The following is a 16,786-nucleotide window of genomic DNA, read 5'->3' on the forward strand; positions in this document are numbered from 1 at the left end:
TTTTATGTCGCCGCGCAGCCGGAATCGCTCTGCTTCGTTTTGTTGACACGCTGCGCATGACACCGGCCAAGCACGGGACAGGAGACAGGATGAACAAAATCCAGACAACGGGTGCGCAAGTTCAGCGCGCTGCCAACGAAGACGGCGTGCATCGCTTGCGCGCCGTGGTGGCAACGTACCGAACCATGGTGCAAGCCTATACGCTGGCGGTGTCGGCCAATGAGTTGATGGCGCTGACCGCGGGCCCTGAGCCGACCCATTCGGCGCGCGACTACCGCGCGCAGGCGCACCTCGATCGATTGCGCGATACCGTGCGCGACTGCGGCCTGGCGCTGCCCAGCGCGATCGTCCTGGCCGTATCGGGCGGCCGGATGCGCTGCGAATGCGATCACCTGTACGAACTGGAACTGCGCCCAAACGCGGGCGACAGCCTGATCGTGCTCGACGGATATGAGCGCGTCGCCGCACTTGTCGAGTCCGGGCGAGGACATATCAAGACACTGGTGACGGCCGTGTTGTGCTGCACGGCTTTCGACGGGACCGAACAACCGTCCACGACGGCTTCCGAAGCCGACTGCGCGATGATGCACGCATCTGCCGCCGCCCGGTGGGCCGGCGCTACGCGCGTCTGGCAATAATTGGCGTCAGGTGCCAGCGCCAATCGAAATTTGCACGGTTGGCGGCCGGGCTTAGCAAAGAGCCAAGCGTCCAGTCGAGCTTGGCGCGCTCCTCAGTAGTCTTGCGTTGTGGAATGAGCCGAATGGTGAAGGCGTTCCTATGGATGCCGCCCTATTCCCAGAGTGGATCGAGTGCGCCCATGGCGTTCTTCAAACGAACGGGACAACTGGTGGCTATCCAAACGCAGACATCAAAGGGCGCGCCAATGCGCACTAACGGCGCCAGTAAGCTGTCAGCTCGAGCGACTTGCTGAGCTTGCTCAGCCGGGCAGCTTTGCAGCAAGAACATCAATCTTTTCTATTGACGGCGGCTCGGCGAATAGCTCACCTGCTTTTTCCATAAGCGCGGCTGCGACTTTGCCGGAAAGATGGGCTTGCCGCCCAGCCTCATCTGGAAACGCGTCAAAGATGCCAAAGGTGGACGGCCCCAAGCGGAGGCCGAACCAGGCCGTTGTAGCTGGCTCCGCCTGAACGAGGGCGAGACCACTTAGAAGAAAGTTCTCTACCTCTTTCTCCTTTCCGGGCTTGGCTTCCAGGCGAACGAACAACGCGAGTTTGACCATGACATGTCTCCGGTTGCTAAACAGACATCACTTAGCCCACCTTCCAGCGGGTCCAACGTAATGATGACCGGATCGCCACCACGAGCGACGAAGCGGCCTGCTCCACGTAGTCGAAATCAGTCTACCAGCGAAGGACCGATACCGGCGCCCAGCGCGAACCTTGGCGAGCCGATGCACGGTCAAGCAGCGAGTACCTCGCTTGCCGTGGACCGACGCATTCATTCTGCGCGCTGAAACTGCTCTTCTAGCCACCGGTGCGCGCACGGAAGCGGGATACACCCGCATGTTGCATTTACGTCCGCCGCCCACAGTCAGGGCGTCAGAGCGTCAGGGCGTCAGGCGGACGGGGTGCTACGACCAGACCAGGTCGATGTCGCGCAACAGGTGGCCTGCCAGGATGTAGTCGCCCAGCCGGGCCGCTTTGGCTTCCAGCTCCAGCAGTTCATGGTCGGCCATCGAGCCGAGGTCGAACTGGCAATACAGATTTCGTTGCCGGAACGTTGTCTTGGGTTTGCCAAGCCCTTCGATCAAGGCATCCCGCGTGCGGACAGCGATGCTTTCCTGTCCGCGATATTGCACTTTGATACCGCGTTTTTCTCCCAGACGGCCAAGTTCCACGGCGTCTTGCCAGCCTGTCTCGTAGTCCAGCTCAAGCGCCAGCATTTGATTCGAGTCCAGAAGCCTGAGCGCTTCGGTCTTGCTGCCAGCTCGCACGATTGACATCCACACCTCAACATCTCAATAAGACTGTATGAATATACAGTGATCGACCGCTTGTCTCAAGGCTTCGTGACTTCGTGCGCGGCTGCGGCCGCAGCCGGTGCCGATTCCGCCGGGGATGTGGCGGCCGGCGCGGCGGCAGGGGTCCCGCCGAAGTCTCCGGCAAACGCTTGCGTCAGTGTTGCCGGACCGAGATAGCGCCGGATTGCCGCATTCACGGCCTGCGGCGTTGCGTGACGGATGCTGTCCTCGATTGCGGCGGTATGGGCCATGGTTCTGCCGAGATATGCCTGATCGGCCAGCGCGCCGGCCAGCGCGGCGTCGCGCGTACGACTGATGATTCCTTGCTGCAACAACCCGCTGGCAGCTTCGGAGACCTCCGCGGCCGTCACGCCGTCACGCACGAAACGCGACATCTCTTCTTCCACCGCGTTGCGTAAGCGCGGCAGGTTCTGCGGCGCGTACACGGCCCAGAGGCCCAAGCGGCCCGCGCGATCGAGTGCGCCGACAGAGACCGAGCTCGAGACCCCATAGCTGATGCCTTCGTGCTGGCGCAGACGGTCCGCCAGCCGGCTGCGCATGCCGGTGCCGCCCAGTACGCGGCTGGCAATCAGCAACAGCGGGTAGTCGGGCGAATCGTCGATGAGGTCGATGGGTTGCGACGCCTGGAACACCGCATTGGCCTTGCCGGGAGCGTCCAGCTTGAATTGCGTGGCCGGGATGTCGACGAAAGGCCGATCGACCCTTTCGAACTGCACCTGTGCGCGCCAGTCGCCAAACAGGAATGCTGCCTGCCGGATGGCGTCATCGGCGTCGAAATCGCCGACGAGGGCAAGCTGCGCGTGTTCGGCGCCGTAGAAGCGCGCGTGGAAATCGCGCAGATCAGTCAGCGAAACGGCTTTCAGCCGCGTCACACTTTCGTCGAATGTCGGCGTGTAGCGGGGGTCGCCCGCCGGATAGGGATTGCCATACCGACCCAGCGCATTCGGTGCCATCGCGCCGGGCTGGTTGCGCTGGCTTTCCACGCCGGCGATGCTGCTGGCGCGCAGGGTCTCCAGCTCGTTGGCCGGGAACGTCGGCATCCGCAGCACCGTGCGCAGCAGCGCCAGCACATCCGGAAGGTATTGGCGGCGTGTCTCGAACCGGACCGTAAGCCGCTCGGCGCTGCCGGAAATCGCCACGTTGGCTTTCAGGGCTTCGAACCGGTCGGCAATTTTCTGACGATCAAACGCGCCTGCGCCGCGATCGAGCATGGCCGCCGTCAGCGCGCCGATCGAGGTCTTTCCCTGCAGCGCATCGGCGTTGCCGAGCCGCAGGATCAACGTGCCATGGACGGACTCGCCGCGCGACGGTTTGGGCAGCAGCGCCAGCCGCATGCCGTTGGGCAACGTCTCGCGCACGGTGTGGGCGTCGATATTGGCGGGACTGGGATCGAACGCCGCTACGGCCTGCGCCGCCGGCTTGCCGACGTATTGCTGCGCGATCGCGGCCAAATCGGGCGCGGCGGGAATGCTGGCGAGTTGCGGTTTGTCGCCCGGCAGGAACTCCCCAACGGTGCGGTTGGTCGGCCGGAAGTAATTTTCGGCCACACGCTGCACATCGGCCAGCGTGGTGGTTTCGACGCGATCGCGGTTGATGAAGAATAGCCTCCAGTCGCCCTTCGCGATGGCGCCCGACAGCGCCACGCCGTAGGCGGCGGGATCGTTGAGGGTTTTTTCGTACGCATTGCGCAGGCGCACGCGGGCGCGCTCGACTTCTTCTTCGGTGACCGGTTGCGTGCCGAAGCTTTCGATGGCCGCCACCAGCGCATCGCGTACCGGCTCGATGGGCCGGTCGCGTGCCGTGCCCGCTGCAAACAGGATCACGCCAGGGTCCTTCATCGACGTGAAGAACGATCCCTGCCAGGCGGCCTTGCGGCTGTCGACCAGCGCGCGCTCGAGCCGGCCGCCCGGCGAATCGGCCAGGATGACGGACAGCATGTCGAGGGCCGTGAGATCGGGATGCGCGCCGGGTGCGACGTGATACATCGCCGCAACGATGCTGCTGTCGCCCGGGCGCGTCAGCAGCACCTCGCGCGCGCCTTCCTGTGCGGGCTCGATGGTGTACTCGACGGGCAATACGCGGCTTGGGCGCGGAATCGGCCCGAACGAGCGCTCGATGCCGGCCAGTGCGCGCGCGGGATCGAACTGGCCCGTCACCACCAGCACCGCGTTGTCGGGCTGGTAGTAGCGGCGATAGAAAGCCTGCAGGTTCTCGATGCCGACGCGCTCGACGTCGCTGCGCGCGCCGATCACGGCCTTGCCGTAGTTGTGCCAGCGATACGCCGCGGCATACATCTGCTGCTGCAGCATCCGCATGGGATTGTTCTCGCCAATCTCCATTTCGTTGCGCACCACGGTCATCTCGCTATCGAGGTCCTTGCGCGCGACGAAGCTGTTGACCATGCGGTCCGCTTCCATGCGCAGGGCCCAGTCGAGGTTGTCGTCGCTGGCGGCGAAGGTCTCGAAGAAATTGGTCCGGTCCTGCGTCGTCGTGCCGTTGTACTGCATGCCTCGCCGCGCAAATTCCGTGGGAATGGTCTTGCCCGGCAGCGATGGCGTGCCCTTGAACAGAAGGTGTTCCAGCAGATGCGCCATGCCGGTTTCGCCATAGTTCTCATGACGGCTGCCCACCAGGTACGTGACATTCACGGTGGTGGTAGGTTGTGCGTCGTCGGGTGCCAACAGCACGCGCAAGCCATTGGGCAGCCGGTATTCCGTGATGCCTTCCACGCTGGCCACGCGGACGGCCTGCACCGGTGGCGCGGCATGTGGCGAGGGCGCGGTGTCGGCTCGCGCCGCCAGGGCGGGCGCGGACAGCAGGCCCAGCAGGGCGGCGCAAGCGAAGCCCGCCAGCCTGGCAGTACGGACGACACCGACGACGGAACGACGTTTCATGCAGGCTCCAGAATGCTCCACATAGGGCGCCGATCGGCGCCGGGCGGCGTGGTACGCCCGCGGTGAACAGATTCTAGCTGCTGCAATGCGCAAACCAACGCGTGCGAGCGCACTTTCAGAATCGGGGACATTTCCTCTTTGCGGCAGCGCGAGGAGAATGTCCGATTCCAGCGCATTTGAGAGGCTGCAAAGCAGTACGATGCACGCCATGGAACTCGATCCCGACACCTGCTACAAGGCCATTGCCTCACACGACCGACGTTTCGACGGCCGCTTTTTCGTGGGCGTATCGTCGACGGGCGTGTACTGCCGGCCGGTCTGTGCCGTGCGCACGCCCAAGCGCGAGAACTGCACGTTCTACGAATCTGCCGCGGCAGCGGAAAAGCACGGTTTCCGGCCGTGCCTGCGATGCCGTCCGGAACTGGCGCCAGGCCATGGACTGGCCGATATTTCGGGACGTCTGGCGCAAGCCGCTGCCACGCTGATCGACGAAGGGTTCATGACCGGAGCGGGCGTGGCGCAACTTGCCGCGCGGATCGGCGTGACGGAACGGCATTTGCGCCGCTTGTTCGACACCGAGTTTGGCGTGTCCGTGCACGAATATGCACAGACCCAGAAGCTGTTGTTGGCCAAGCGCCTGCTGACCGACACCACGTTGACGGTGACCGAAGTGGCGTTGGCGGCCGGGTTTGGCAGCGTGCGGCGCTTCAATGACGTGTTGAAGGATCGCTACGGGCTGACGCCTCTGGCAATGCGTCGACGTGCGGCGGACGGCATGGCGGACCGACTGGTTTTCGAACTGGGTTACCGACCGCCGTTGGCGTGGGCGGAGCTGCTGGAATTCCTCGCTGTGCGGGCCATCGACGGTATCGATCACTGTCACGGTGGTGTTTATTCGCGCACGATCGCGATCGAATCGGGAGGCGTCCGGCACGCTGGCTGGGTATGTCTGGAGCACGTACCCAAACGCACCGTGGTGCGCGTGACACTTTCCGCTTCGCTCGCGCACGTCATCCCGCAGGTTCTGGGCCGGGTGCGCCGGCTTTGCGATCTGGGTTGCCGGCCAGATATCGTCGATGCGCATTTAGGAGATCTTGCCGCGGCAACGCCGGGCATGCGCCTGCCGGGAACATTCGACGGATTTGAAATTGCGGTGCGGGCGATCGTCGGCCAGGTGATTTCGGTCGTGCACGCCAGACGGATTCTGGCCCGGCTGGTGCGCATGGCCGGACAAGCGCTGCCGGAAGACGTCATGGGCGGAGAGGCGTCTCCGATCGGGCAGCCAGCGCTGACGCACCTGTTTCCGACTGCGCAATCGCTGGCGGCGTTAGCAGATGCCGACTATCAGGCCGTCGGTGTGTCGATTCCAAAAATCCGCGCCATTCGTGCGCTGGCGCATCGCGTGGCGTCGGGCGACATTGCCCTCGATGCGCATGCCACACCCGAGCAAACCGTCGCGCAATTGCTGGAGATTGACGGGATTGGCGACTGGACGGCGCAGTACGTGGCGATGCGCGCGCTTGGTTGGCCGGACGCGTTTCCCGCCACCGATTACGCGCTGCGCAAGGTGCTCGGCGTATCGACCGCGCGTGCGATGCAGGCCAAGACCGCGCAGTGGGCGCCCTGGCGCGCCTACGCGGCGATTCATCTCTGGCATCGCTACGAACTTTGCAAGGACGGCGGCAACGCCCGGCAGGACAGCGACATTGAGGAGCAGGCAGCATGAACAGCTATCGACTGACGAACAGCCCACTGGGCGACATCCTGCTGCGCGCAGAGGACGGCGTGCTCACGGGCGTGTTCTTTTCGGGACAGAAGTACTATCCGGCCCACGCTAGACCTGTCGAGCCGATTCCTTCGGCAGACGCGCGCGTGATGGCGCAGGCCGCCGACGAACTGGCGGCCTATTTCGACGGGGCGCTGCACGCGTTCACGGTGCCTTTCCGCTTTGTCGGCAGCAGTTTCCAGCAGCGCATCTGGCAAGCGCTCTGGGACATTGATTTCGGTGAGACGTCGACATACGGGCAACTTGCGGCGGAGCTGGGGTTACCGCCAAGCCATTCACGTGCGGTGGGCGGCGCCGTGGGACGCAACCCGTTATCGATCATCGTGCCTTGCCACCGCGTGGTGGGTGCGTCCGGGGCGCTGACGGGCTATGCCGGTGGCATCGATCGCAAGCGCGCGCTGCTCGCGCTGGAAGGCGTGCTCGATGCCGCGGTGGCCCATCGCGCTCTGGGCGCGCAGGCGGCGCTGGCGTTCGAACCCGCGACTTTGCCCGCGTGATAGTGGCACGGTAGCCGTGCCCAGGCTCTTTGTCGCTATCGATTTGCCGCACGAGCTTGCGGTCGATCTGTTGCGCACCTTGCCGGTTCACGACGGTATCCGGCCCACGCTGCCGGGGCAACTGCACCTCACGGTTCGTTTTCTTGGCCAACGCGATGAAGCGTTGGCGGCGCGCGTGGCGCTGGGGTTGCGCAGGGTGCGCGCAAGCGCGATGACGTTGCAGGTCGACGGCGTCGGCCGCTTTCGCAGCGGGCGCGGCGCGGTGTTGTGGGCGGGGCTGTCGGCATCCGCGCCGCTTGCGCAGTTGGTCGACGCCATCGATCGCGTGCTGGAAAACGAAGGAATCGGCGCAGAGGCGCGCCGGTTCTGGCCGCATCTGACACTGGCACGTTGCCGTCCGGGCGTGCCTGACACGGTCCTGCGCGATTGGCTGTCACGGCATGGCGCGTTGACAATGCCGCCATGGCGCGTCGACCGGTTTGCACTCGTTGAGAGTTTTCTCAAACCGGACGGCGCCCGGCATGCCGAGCGCGAAACGTATCCCCTCGCGACGCACCCCCTGGTCAGCCCAGATTGCTGACGCCGAGCGCCAGGCCCAGTCCGCACAGTGTGGAGCCGATCAGCTTGTCGAGCAGACGCTGGCGGCGCAGCATCGCGGCGCGCAGCGTGGCCGAGCCGAAGCACCATGCGACGATGCTGAACCATACCCAGTGGGTGATGGACATGAACAATCCATAGCCAAACTGCATGGGCAGCGGCGTATGGACGTTCACCACCTGCGTATACGTGCTGACCACGAACAGCGTGGTCTTCGGATTCAGCGCATTGGTCAGGAACCCCATGCGCAGCGACGCCGCGCCGGACATGGCAGGCGCCGCCGAAGTGTCGACACTCAGCGCAGTGCGGTTGCGCAATGTCTGAAGACCGATCCAGATCAGGTACGCCGCGCCCAGCAGTTTGATGACGGTGAGCAGTTGATGGGCGTGAGCGATCAAGAGCGATACCCCGAACACGGTGTAGGCCACGTGCACCTGCACGCCGAGCCCTATCCCCAGCGCGCACAACAGCCCGGTGCGCCGCCCGTACAGGTAGCTGTTGCGCGTGACCATGGCGAAGTCCGGCCCCGGACTGATGACGGCAAGGATGGTAATCGTCGCAACTGCCAGGATTTCCGCGAATGAACTCATTTTTCAGTCAGTTTTTGTGGATGACGGTTTTGCGCACGGCAAGGAATCAACGTCATTGTGGCCCGCAGAAATGGGTACGGAAAGCGATGTATACTGCGCCAATTCCGTGAGAAAAACTGACTGATCGGCATGCCATCGATGCATTGGCTGGGCTGGATCCGCTTCTTCGAAGCGGCTGCCCGCCATCAAAATTTCGCGCGCGCAGCCGAAGAGCTGCATCTGACGCATGGCGCCATCAGTCGGCAGATCCGCCAACTGGAAGACGCACTGGGCGTGGCGCTGTTCGAGCGACGCAACCGGGCAGTGTTCCTGACCGAGGCGGGCCGGACGCTGCATGCCGCCGCCACGCAATCGATGGAACTGCTGGCGGCCACGGCTGAGAAAATTCGCATCGCGGCCCCGAATGCCGCGCTGGTCTTGTCGTGCGAGCCGACGATTGCGATGCGTTGGCTGATTCCGCGACTGAGCCGTTTTTCTACAGCCTACCCGGACATTCCCTTGCATCTGATGGCCGCAGGCGGGGCGATCGATTTCGCGGCCAGCGGCGTCGATGTGGCGCTGCGACGGAACGATTTTCCGTTCGATCCGCGCTGGCACACGCGGGAACTCGCGCCGGAACGGGTCGGGCCGGTTTGTCGGCCGGATCAGGCCCGCACGGACCTGCGGGACGTCCCTCTCCTACATACCCGCACGCGCCCGGACGCCTGGCAGCGTTGGGCGCGCTGTGCCGGTGCCGGCGCGATCGCTGGGCGGCAAGACGCGTGGTACGAACACTTCTATCTGAGTCTGCAGGCTGCCGCGGCCGGTCTGGGTTGGGCGATGGCTTCCGAATTGATGGCCGCCGACGAGCTTGCCGAAGGCCGCCTCGCCGCACCGCTCGGGTTTGTGGCCGACGGCTCGGCATACCACCTGATCTCGCCGGTCCCATTCGCCGATGACCCGCGTCGGCTCGCATTGCTCGACTGGTTGCGCGCCGAAGCGGAGGAGTCGCACGCGGCGCGGATATCTGGGCAGAAAGCGTAGCGGACGCTACCCCCCGGAAGTCGGTCGCTAAAGTTGCGTCGTATTTTGCCGAAGGCCATGGCATATGCTTGCGCGGCTAAGGTGCCGCGCTTACCATGCGGCGCTGGCCGCCGCCAGAATTCAGACAAATGCGATGTTTAGTGCTTTGTCCGTCAAAGGCGGCCCGCGGCGCAACCACCTTTCGACGTAGCGTATCCCATGAGTCTTCAAGATCCCCGCGGGCCTCAGGCAGCCCAATCCACGTCCGACTTCGAGGACGAGCCGATCGAGCAGGACGCGGCACAGTTGGATGAACGCTACCGGCTGACACACAGTTCGCAAATCGGCACCGTGCTGCGCGACATGGCCTGGCAGAAGTGCCTGCTGAACGTGCGCTCGAAGGGCGGTTCCGAAATCGTGACGTCGATTCTCCACGTCGACCCCGCCAACAAGACCTTTGTTTTCGACTGGTGCCGCGCCGATGGCGAGCGTCAGGCGCTGATGTCGTCGGAACAGAACGCTTTTTCGGGGTTGCTGCGCGGTGTCCCCGTCAACTTCGTGGTCGGCGCGCCGGGCGCCACGCGTTTCGAGGGCGGTCCGGCCTTTATCGCGGACTTTCCGGAAAAGCTCTATCACTTCCAGCGCCGCCGCCACTTCCGCGCGCGCACTTTGCTGACCAAGGGCTACCGGTGCGAAATCCAGTTGCCCGAAAGCGCGGACAAGAAGACGCTGTCGCTCGACATTGCCGATCTTTCGCTTTCCGGCGTGGGACTGCGCTCGCGCGCGGTCGGCTCGGACCTGCTGCCGGTGGGCACGGTGATCAAGAAATGCCGGCTTGACTTTGGCGACCTCGGCCGCCTGGAACTGGACATGCAGGTGGTGGGGCACTGGCTGGTCGGCTTTGACGACAATACCGTGCACCACTACGGCTGCGCCTTCCTGAACCCGGACGGCCGCATGGAGAACTTTCTGCAGCGGCTGGTGTTCCAGCTCGAACTGGCACATCGCGGCTGATTGGGACCGATCGGGACCGTTCGGGACTGATGCGGGCGGATCGGCGCCCGATCATTGAAGCGCCAAGGTGCCTGGCGGGCTGGAAACGGCCCCGCCCCAAGGCCGCGTGCTGCTGATGGCGCGCTGGCGCGCGCGGCGTGCCGTCAGGTCCCGACCAGCTTGCCGATGGCGGCGGCGGCTTCCCGCATCGGGCCGAGCAGCCGCGCCACCATTTCGGATTCGCCCACCTTGTTGGCCTTGACGCTGACGCTGATGGCTGCCACTACCGCGCCCGTCTGCGAGCGCACCGGCACGGCAATCGCCCGCAGGCCCGGCTCCAGTTCCTCGTCGATCAGTACGTAATCCAGTTCGCGCGCGCGTTCGAAGGCGGCCTCGAGTTCCGGGCGCGAGACCTTGGTCAGCAGCGTACGCGGCCGCAGCTCGGCATGTTCGAAGAATGCTTCGAGCACGGCGTCGGGCTGGTGCGCCAACAACAGGCGGCCCGTCGACGTGCAATAGGCTGGCAGGCGGCTGCCCATGCCAAGTGCGTGCGTCAACACGCGCTGCACTTCCGAGCGCACCAGATACAGAATGTCGATGCCATCCAGGATCGCCAACGCCGACGTTTCATGCACGCGCGCGCTGAGGCTGTCCAGGATCGGCTGCGCCAGCGATACCAGCGAGGTCGACGAGAAATAGGCGTGGCCCAGATGCAGCACGCGCGGACGCAGCGCGAAGTGGCCATCCTGCTGGCTCACATAGCCCAGTTGCTCCAACGTGTACAGGCATCGGCGGACCGAGGCGCGCGACAGTTGCGTGCGCTGCGCCACCTGCGAAATCGTGAGCGGCCGCTTGCGCTCGGAAAAGGCTTCGAGCACGGTCAGACCGCGCGCAAGCGACAGCATGAAGTTCGGATCGCCGGCAAAGCTGTTGAGGATATCTGCCGGGGGATGCGCGGCGCGCACCGTGTCGGCCTGCGCGGGCTTGATATTGAGGGGGCTGGGGGCGTCCATGAAACCGGGGAACCATGCGGCGTTCGATAATCGCGCATCTTACCGCCGCGGCAGGACGATTGCCGAATTTTGGGCAAAAAAATGTCGCCGATGCGACGGCGACGGGGGAAGGGGGTGTCTGTCAAGACGGGGGTCTTGGCGACAAAAATGAGTATAGACAACTGCACAAAGACATTACATACAACTTCGGAGGGGGTCCGGCGTTAGGCGCTTTGTGCTCTGCGGACGACCGACCGGCGGTCAGGGTTTTCCGAGGAAAAGGTAGAACGCGTACTGCCCGCCCGCGGCGCGGCCGTATGCCAGGTAGAGCGGCCCGATCAGGCTGTCCACTCCCAGAAAGACCGATGCGGACTTCAGCAGGCCGGTGGGATTCGCGGGCGCCAGCGGCGCGCCGACGCGACCGGCTTCCAGCGACGCGCCGGCGTAGACGCCATCGAGCAGGGGCTGATTGGCGAGCCTGTTGTAATACACCAGCCGCGCAAACTGGAGATTGCCGCCGATCAGTTGGCCGGTGCTATAGCCCGACTGCTGCAGGAATCCACCCCACTGGAACAGGTCGTAGCGCGGCAGCCCGGGGCCGCCGATATTGCTGCCGGCGCGCACGCCGATATTCACGGTGTGATTGCCGGACGAATACGCGCCGGTGGCCGTGATTTCGCCTTTGGTATAGGTATTGGTCGCCCCCATCGAGCCCTGCGACGAATAAATGTTCAGCGTGCCGCCATAGCCGAAGCGCGGGAAGTTGATGCTGTCGAGCTGGTCGAATAACAATCGGCCGGTGATGGCGCGGCGATCGATGCTGTTCGTGGTGGCAGGCGCCAGCGAGACAGGCCCGGTGGACAACGACACGTTCTGGTGGCCGATCACCACGCCGACGCGGGCCTCGCCGTACTTGGTGAACTGGCTGCCGACATCGAACGCGAAGTCGGTCCGGCGCAAGTCATACTCGGCAATCTTGTTGTTGCCGTTGTAGACATTGACTGGTCGTCTCTCCAGTTCGATGCGTGGCGCCACAAAGAACAGCTGGCGCGTGTCGAGCGGCTGGTAGAACTCGCTGATCAGGCTCGATGTCTGGCCCACCTGCACATCGTTGCGCCATTCCGCGCCCAGCGAGTTGAGCCACGTGCGGCGGTAGCTGGCCAGCAGATTGAAATAGGCGTTGCCGCGGAAATCGGAACTCAAGCCGAGCCCGAAGCGCAGGTAGTTGGGGCCGTACGTTTTTTCCACGGCATCGACGGCCATCACGTGCTTGCCGGGCTCTTCCAGGAAGCGATAGTTCACATGCTCGAAATCGCCGGTGCCAAACAGCCGCCGCATGTCGCGATCGAGGGTTTCCTGCGTGATCGGCTCCCCGGGGCGGGTTTCCATCGTGGCGGCCGCGAACTTTGGATTCACGCGTTCCATCGGGGCGAAGCGGATCTCGTCGGCCGGGCGCGGATCTGGCGGGGGCAGCGCGCGCTGGACGGTGCGCAGCTGCGCGTACTGGTCCGGTGGCAGTGACAGTGCGGCCAGGCGATCGGACTGGCGACGCGCCGCATCTTCGCCGATCGGGATGGTCTTGGGCAGGTGATTGAAATCGCTTGCAGAGAAATCGCCGAGCTCGGGCAGGATCAGGATATCGTCCGGCTTCAGGGACGCCAGCGATGTACGGACGTTCTGCTCGGTCAGGATATTGAGCATCTGTCCCGTCACGCCGATCAGCGAGGTCAGTTCGTCGCGCTTCATCAGCGGCGTGCCGAGGTTTACCGCGATGATGATGTCGGCGCCCATTGCACGCGCGACGTCCACGGGCAGGTTGTCGGTCAGGCCGCCATCGACCAGCAGCTTGCCCTGATATTCCATCGGCGCCACGGCGCCGGGCACCGACATGCTGGCGCGCATCACGTTGGCCAGTTCGCCCTCGCTGAACACCACGGGCGTGCCGGTGACCAGATCGGTGGCGACGGCCCGGTAGGGAATCGGCAGCGCGTCGAAATCGCGATAGCCCGGCGCGTTGGCCAACTGGCGCAGCACGGTTTCCAGTTGCACGCCCGAAACCACCCCCTTGGGCAGCAGCAGCCCGTCGCCGCGCACACCGATCTCCGGCGTCACCAGATTGGTGTGGTCGTCGATCTTGCGGCGAATCGCCAGATCCTGACGCGGCGGGCGTTCCTTGAAGATCGCATCGGTCGACAGGGTGCCAACCAGCTTTTCCATGTCCTCGATGCTCATGCCGGTGGCATAGGCGCCGCCGACCAGCGATCCCATGCTGGTGCCCGCAATGCAGTCGATCGGCACGCGCAGCGCTTCGAGCACCTTCAGCACGCCGATATGGGCAGCGCCGCGCGCGCCGCCGCCGGACAGCACCACGCAGATCTTTGGCCGTCCGACCGGATGCGGCGGACCAACCGGCTTGACGATGGCGGTATTGGGATCGGCTGGCGCCAACGGCGCCGGGGCAGTGGGCGCCGGATTGGGGGGCGGCAGCAACTGGCGGCCCGCCTCGGCCGCGTTGGCGGTTGGCGTCGCGGACCACGCCGCCGCGACGCACAGCGTCGCAAGCGTCGCGCGCACCCTTGCCGACCAGTGGGTGGCCTGACGCAACAGAGACGGGACCCGCGAGGCAAGGACCATGGCAAGAGATTGGCGATACCGATGTGCCGCAACACTAGCAGTCGTGGCGCGCGCGCACTGCTTGCGCGAAACAATTCATCATGCGCGCTGAATCGTGAAGATCAAATTCAGACGTGTGCCCTTGCGCACCGTTGCCCGGCCCCATCCACTTTGCGCAAGCGGCATATACTGGCGCGGTCCCCGCTTTTCCTTGCATTTGCCGTGTCCAGCCACGAGACGTTTCCTGCTCCCGCCGACCCCAAACCCTTGCCGCCAGAGCGTCCCGGCGACAACGAGTGCTGCCAGAGCGGGTGCGACCCCTGTGTGTTCGATTTCTACAACGATGAAATGGAACGCTATCGGCAGGAACTGAAGGCCTGGGAGGCCCGCCAGGCCGGGCGCGTGCGCATCGACACGGCCTCCTGAATCGTGGACCAGCATATCGCCGTCGATCTTTCTGGCGCGCTTGCCGACTTCGTGCAACGCCATCCGCGCCTGTTCGTGCTGACCGGCGCGGGCATCAGCACCGATTCCGGCATTCCCGGCTATCGCGACGAACAGGGCCGCTGGCAACGGTCGGCACCGATGACCATCAGCGCGTTCATGAGCGGCCATGCCGCACGCCAGCGCTATTGGGCGCGCAGCATGGTGGGCTGGCCCGTGGCGGCGAGCGCGCAGCCGAACGTGAGCCACCGCGTGGTGGCGCGTCTTGGCGATGCCGGACGTGTGTCAGCGCTGGTCACGCAGAACGTGGACGGCCTGCATCAGCGCGCGGGCAGCCGGGACGTGATCGAGTTGCACGGCAGTATCGGCAAGGTGATCTGTCTGTCCTGCGCCACCCGATACGAGCGCGCCGATATCCAGCGCTGGCTGTGGCAGCACAATCCCGATTTCCGCGATATCGACGCGCTGCCGGCCGCCGATGGCGATGCGCATCTGGAGTCGCCGCTGTTCGATAACTTCGCGGTGCCGATCTGCAATGTCTGCGAAGGCGTGCTCAAGCCCGATGTGGTGTTCTTTGGCGAATCGGTCCCGCGCGACAGGGTGCAAGCCGGCCGCGCCGCGCTCGATGCTTCCGACGCCATGCTGGTCATTGGCTCGTCGCTGACGGTGTTTTCGGGTTATCGGTTCTGTCTCTGGGCTCGCGAGCGCGGCATTCCCATTGCCGCGCTCAATCTGGGAACCACCCGCGCCGATCCATTGCTGACGCTGAAGGTGGCCGCGCCGATCGGCCCGGCGCTGGCCGGGCTGGCTGCGGCGCTGGGCCTCGCTGCGCAGTGACGATGGGATCGGGCGATGGCAAGGCCTGCGGCGCTGGCGATTGCCGTCACAAGGGCGCAGGACTTGCGGCGGCGTTGCGCGGCGGTTGCCGGCCGCCGCAGCGCTAGCGCAGGTTGACCTGCACGCGAATGCCGTCTGGCGCGACAGTGATGGCGCCCGGTTCGACGTCCTTGCCGTTGAAGCGCAATTCCTCGGGTTTGAAGGTGTGCACCGGGTAGTCCTTGAGCAACTGCTCGGCCACCACCGCGCCGATCGCATTGAGCTGCTGGGAATACTGGGCCATGCCCTGCACCTGTACGTCCTGCACCGTCGGATTGTCCAGCAACACCGCGCGCCGCGTGGCGTCGTAGCGTAGTCCGCTGTTGAGCGTCATGGTGCCGTTGATCGGCGGCGAGGGAATCACTGTATTGGTCATGGCGGCGTCCACCTTGGTCGCAACGCGATTGGTGGCCTCGTCCAGCACCAGGCGCGGATGGGACAGCTGGACGCTGACCAGTTCGCCGTAGCGCAGCGTGGTCGGGAACCGCTGGTCGACGGCGCTCTGCAGTTCTGCCTTGGTGAATGTGTATTCGCCAGTCCAGACGTTGTAGGCGGCGTGTGCCGTGCCAAGCGCGGACGCGGCAAAAACCAGGGCCGCCAGCCGCCGCGGGAACATCTTCGCAATCGCAGTCAGGATCATGAAATCGGAGCGCGTGGTCGTGGTCGATAGCCGGTGTGACCGGGCAGGGCAGGCCATCGTTCCGGAATGTGACGCCGGCGGCGCGGGCGACTCAATAATGCGGCGGGATCTCGTGGTGCGGATCGGTCTCGGCGGCGGTCGATGCGTTCGACGCGCTGGCCCGCACCTGCTGATAGAGGGCGCGGAACTGGGCTTGCAGAAGATCCAGTTGTTGCTGCTGGCGGGCGACGGTGAGGTTCAGCGTTTCGATCAGGTCCTCCTGGAAGGCGACCTTGATTTCGAGATCGGTCAGGCGGGATTCCATGCGCGTTTCTCCGGTTGGCCGCGCATTGTACGCGGGACGCGGTTGCCCCATCCAACCTGCGCCCCCGCCCCGCCCGATCCGTGGGCGCAGGCTATTCCTTGGTCGGCACGAGCACCATCCACGTGATGCCGAACTTGTCGGCCACCATGCCGAATCGCTCGCTGAAGAAAGTGGCTGCGGCTGGCATCACGACCTGGCCACCCTGGGCCAGCGCGTTGATCGTCTTGTCGACTTCCGCGCCGGTCGGCACCGTGATCGACAGCGCAAAGCCCTTGAATTCGGTGTTGCCCTTGCATTCGCCATCGGAGCCCATCACCGTGGTGTCGCCAATCTGCAGCGCCATATGCATGACCTTGTCGGCGTTGCCCGCGCCCGGTCCGCAACCGGGGCCCGCGTCGGGCGGAGCATCCTTGAACCGCATCAGCCCTTCCACTTTCGCGCCGATGGCGGTCTTGTAAAACTCGGCCGCTTCCTCTGCGCGACCATCGAAAAACAGATACGACTGGACTTTCGAAGACATCGACATCTCCTGCTGGGTTATGGCCCGGACATGGCC

At 64.7% G+C, this 16,786-nt stretch carries 18 protein-coding genes; 8 read left to right on the forward strand and 10 right to left on the reverse strand.

Features of this window, described 5'->3' with window-relative positions; genetic code table 11:
* Positions 1 to 89: 89 nt before the first annotated feature.
* A complete protein-coding gene (locus F7R19_RS22645) occupies positions 90 to 638 on the forward strand; it encodes a hypothetical protein (RefSeq protein ID WP_150982088.1) in 549 nt (182 codons plus the stop codon).
* Positions 639 to 937: 299 nt separating this feature from the next.
* Here the strand turns inward: F7R19_RS22645 and F7R19_RS22650 are convergent, their stop codons facing one another.
* From F7R19_RS22650 to F7R19_RS22660, 3 genes are all read right to left on the reverse strand, one after another.
* Positions 938 to 1,240 carry a putative quinol monooxygenase gene (locus tag F7R19_RS22650; protein WP_061957635.1) on the reverse strand — a complete coding sequence of 101 codons (303 nt, stop codon included), beginning with the start codon at positions 1,238 to 1,240 and terminating at the stop codon, positions 938 to 940.
* Positions 1,241 to 1,591: 351 nt separating this feature from the next.
* Positions 1,592 to 1,963, reverse strand: coding sequence for a hypothetical protein (locus F7R19_RS22655; protein WP_061957636.1), 372 nt, complete (start codon positions 1,961 to 1,963; stop codon positions 1,592 to 1,594).
* Between the two features lie 56 nt (positions 1,964 to 2,019).
* Entirely contained in the window at positions 2,020 to 4,896 is a 2,877-nt protein-coding gene (locus F7R19_RS22660; RefSeq protein ID WP_150982089.1) for a M16 family metallopeptidase, read from the reverse strand.
* Positions 4,897 to 5,104: 208 nt separating this feature from the next.
* Between F7R19_RS22660 and F7R19_RS22665 the strand changes: the two genes are divergently transcribed.
* The 3 genes from F7R19_RS22665 to thpR are packed head-to-tail and all read left to right on the forward strand — an operon-like array spanning position 5,105 to position 7,759.
* A complete protein-coding gene (locus F7R19_RS22665) occupies positions 5,105 to 6,622 on the forward strand; it encodes an AlkA N-terminal domain-containing protein (protein WP_150982090.1) in 1,518 nt (505 codons plus the stop codon).
* On the forward strand, positions 6,619 to 7,179 hold the full coding sequence (locus tag F7R19_RS22670; protein ID WP_150982091.1) for a methylated-DNA--[protein]-cysteine S-methyltransferase: 561 nt from the start codon (positions 6,619 to 6,621) through the stop codon (positions 7,177 to 7,179). Before F7R19_RS22665 ends, F7R19_RS22670 begins: the two co-directional genes overlap by 4 nt.
* 16 nt (positions 7,180 to 7,195) lie before the next feature.
* Positions 7,196 to 7,759 (forward strand): RNA 2',3'-cyclic phosphodiesterase, encoded by a 564-nt coding sequence (gene thpR, locus F7R19_RS22675; RefSeq protein WP_150982092.1) that lies wholly within the window; start codon positions 7,196 to 7,198, stop codon positions 7,757 to 7,759.
* On the opposite strand, the gene F7R19_RS22680 is transcribed toward thpR, so the two are convergent.
* Positions 7,743 to 8,366, reverse strand: a complete 624-nt coding sequence (locus tag F7R19_RS22680; RefSeq protein ID WP_150982093.1) for a LysE family translocator — start codon at positions 8,364 to 8,366, stop codon at positions 7,743 to 7,745. The two genes, thpR and F7R19_RS22680, sit on opposite strands and share 17 nt — an antisense overlap.
* Before the next feature lie 3 nt (positions 8,367 to 8,369).
* Entirely contained in the window at positions 8,370 to 8,594 is a 225-nt protein-coding gene (locus F7R19_RS29865) for a hypothetical protein (RefSeq protein WP_170292636.1), read from the reverse strand.
* Here F7R19_RS29865 and F7R19_RS22685 point away from each other — a divergent pair.
* Positions 8,505 to 9,389, forward strand: a complete 885-nt coding sequence (locus F7R19_RS22685) for a LysR substrate-binding domain-containing protein (RefSeq protein ID WP_150982101.1) — start codon at positions 8,505 to 8,507, stop codon at positions 9,387 to 9,389. The two genes, F7R19_RS29865 and F7R19_RS22685, sit on opposite strands and share 90 nt — an antisense overlap.
* A 198-nt stretch (positions 9,390 to 9,587) precedes the next feature.
* Positions 9,588 to 10,382 (forward strand): flagellar brake protein, encoded by a 795-nt coding sequence (locus tag F7R19_RS22690; protein ID WP_061957641.1) that lies wholly within the window; start codon positions 9,588 to 9,590, stop codon positions 10,380 to 10,382.
* A gap of 143 nt (positions 10,383 to 10,525) precedes the next feature.
* Here the strand turns inward: F7R19_RS22690 and F7R19_RS22695 are convergent, their stop codons facing one another.
* Positions 10,526 to 11,374, reverse strand: coding sequence for an IclR family transcriptional regulator domain-containing protein (locus F7R19_RS22695; protein WP_061957642.1), 849 nt, complete (start codon positions 11,372 to 11,374; stop codon positions 10,526 to 10,528).
* A gap of 240 nt (positions 11,375 to 11,614) precedes the next feature.
* A complete protein-coding gene (locus tag F7R19_RS22700; protein ID WP_409364602.1) occupies positions 11,615 to 13,957 on the reverse strand; it encodes a patatin-like phospholipase family protein in 2,343 nt (780 codons plus the stop codon).
* A 231-nt stretch (positions 13,958 to 14,188) separates the two neighbouring features.
* Between F7R19_RS22700 and F7R19_RS22705 the strand changes: the two genes are divergently transcribed.
* Both F7R19_RS22705 and F7R19_RS22710 read left to right on the forward strand, forming a co-directional pair.
* Positions 14,189 to 14,392: an oxidoreductase-like domain-containing protein gene (locus tag F7R19_RS22705; RefSeq protein ID WP_223506002.1), complete on the forward strand. Its 204-nt coding sequence runs from the start codon at positions 14,189 to 14,191 to the stop codon at positions 14,390 to 14,392.
* The gene (locus F7R19_RS22710) at positions 14,393 to 15,247 is read left to right on the forward strand and encodes an NAD-dependent protein deacetylase (protein ID WP_150982094.1); all 855 of its coding nucleotides are present in this window, start codon (positions 14,393 to 14,395) and stop codon (positions 15,245 to 15,247) included.
* Positions 15,248 to 15,350: 103 nt separating this feature from the next.
* On the opposite strand, the gene F7R19_RS22715 is transcribed toward F7R19_RS22710, so the two are convergent.
* The 3 genes from F7R19_RS22715 to F7R19_RS22725 all read right to left on the reverse strand — a co-directional run bounded on the left by F7R19_RS22715 (position 15,351) and on the right by F7R19_RS22725 (position 16,750).
* On the reverse strand, positions 15,351 to 15,926 hold the full coding sequence (locus F7R19_RS22715) for a DUF1439 domain-containing protein (RefSeq protein WP_061957644.1): 576 nt from the start codon (positions 15,924 to 15,926) through the stop codon (positions 15,351 to 15,353).
* Positions 15,927 to 16,017: 91 nt separating this feature from the next.
* Positions 16,018 to 16,230 (reverse strand): SlyX family protein, encoded by a 213-nt coding sequence (locus tag F7R19_RS22720; protein WP_061957645.1) that lies wholly within the window; start codon positions 16,228 to 16,230, stop codon positions 16,018 to 16,020.
* 91 nt (positions 16,231 to 16,321) lie between these two features.
* On the reverse strand, positions 16,322 to 16,750 hold the full coding sequence (locus F7R19_RS22725) for a VOC family protein (RefSeq protein ID WP_061957666.1): 429 nt from the start codon (positions 16,748 to 16,750) through the stop codon (positions 16,322 to 16,324).
* Between the last annotated feature and the right edge of the window lie 36 nt (positions 16,751 to 16,786).

Origin of the sequence: Cupriavidus pauculus (genome assembly GCF_008801835.1) — a bacterium.
In the GTDB taxonomy this organism is placed as follows: Bacteria; Pseudomonadota; Gammaproteobacteria; order Burkholderiales; family Burkholderiaceae; genus Cupriavidus; species Cupriavidus pauculus.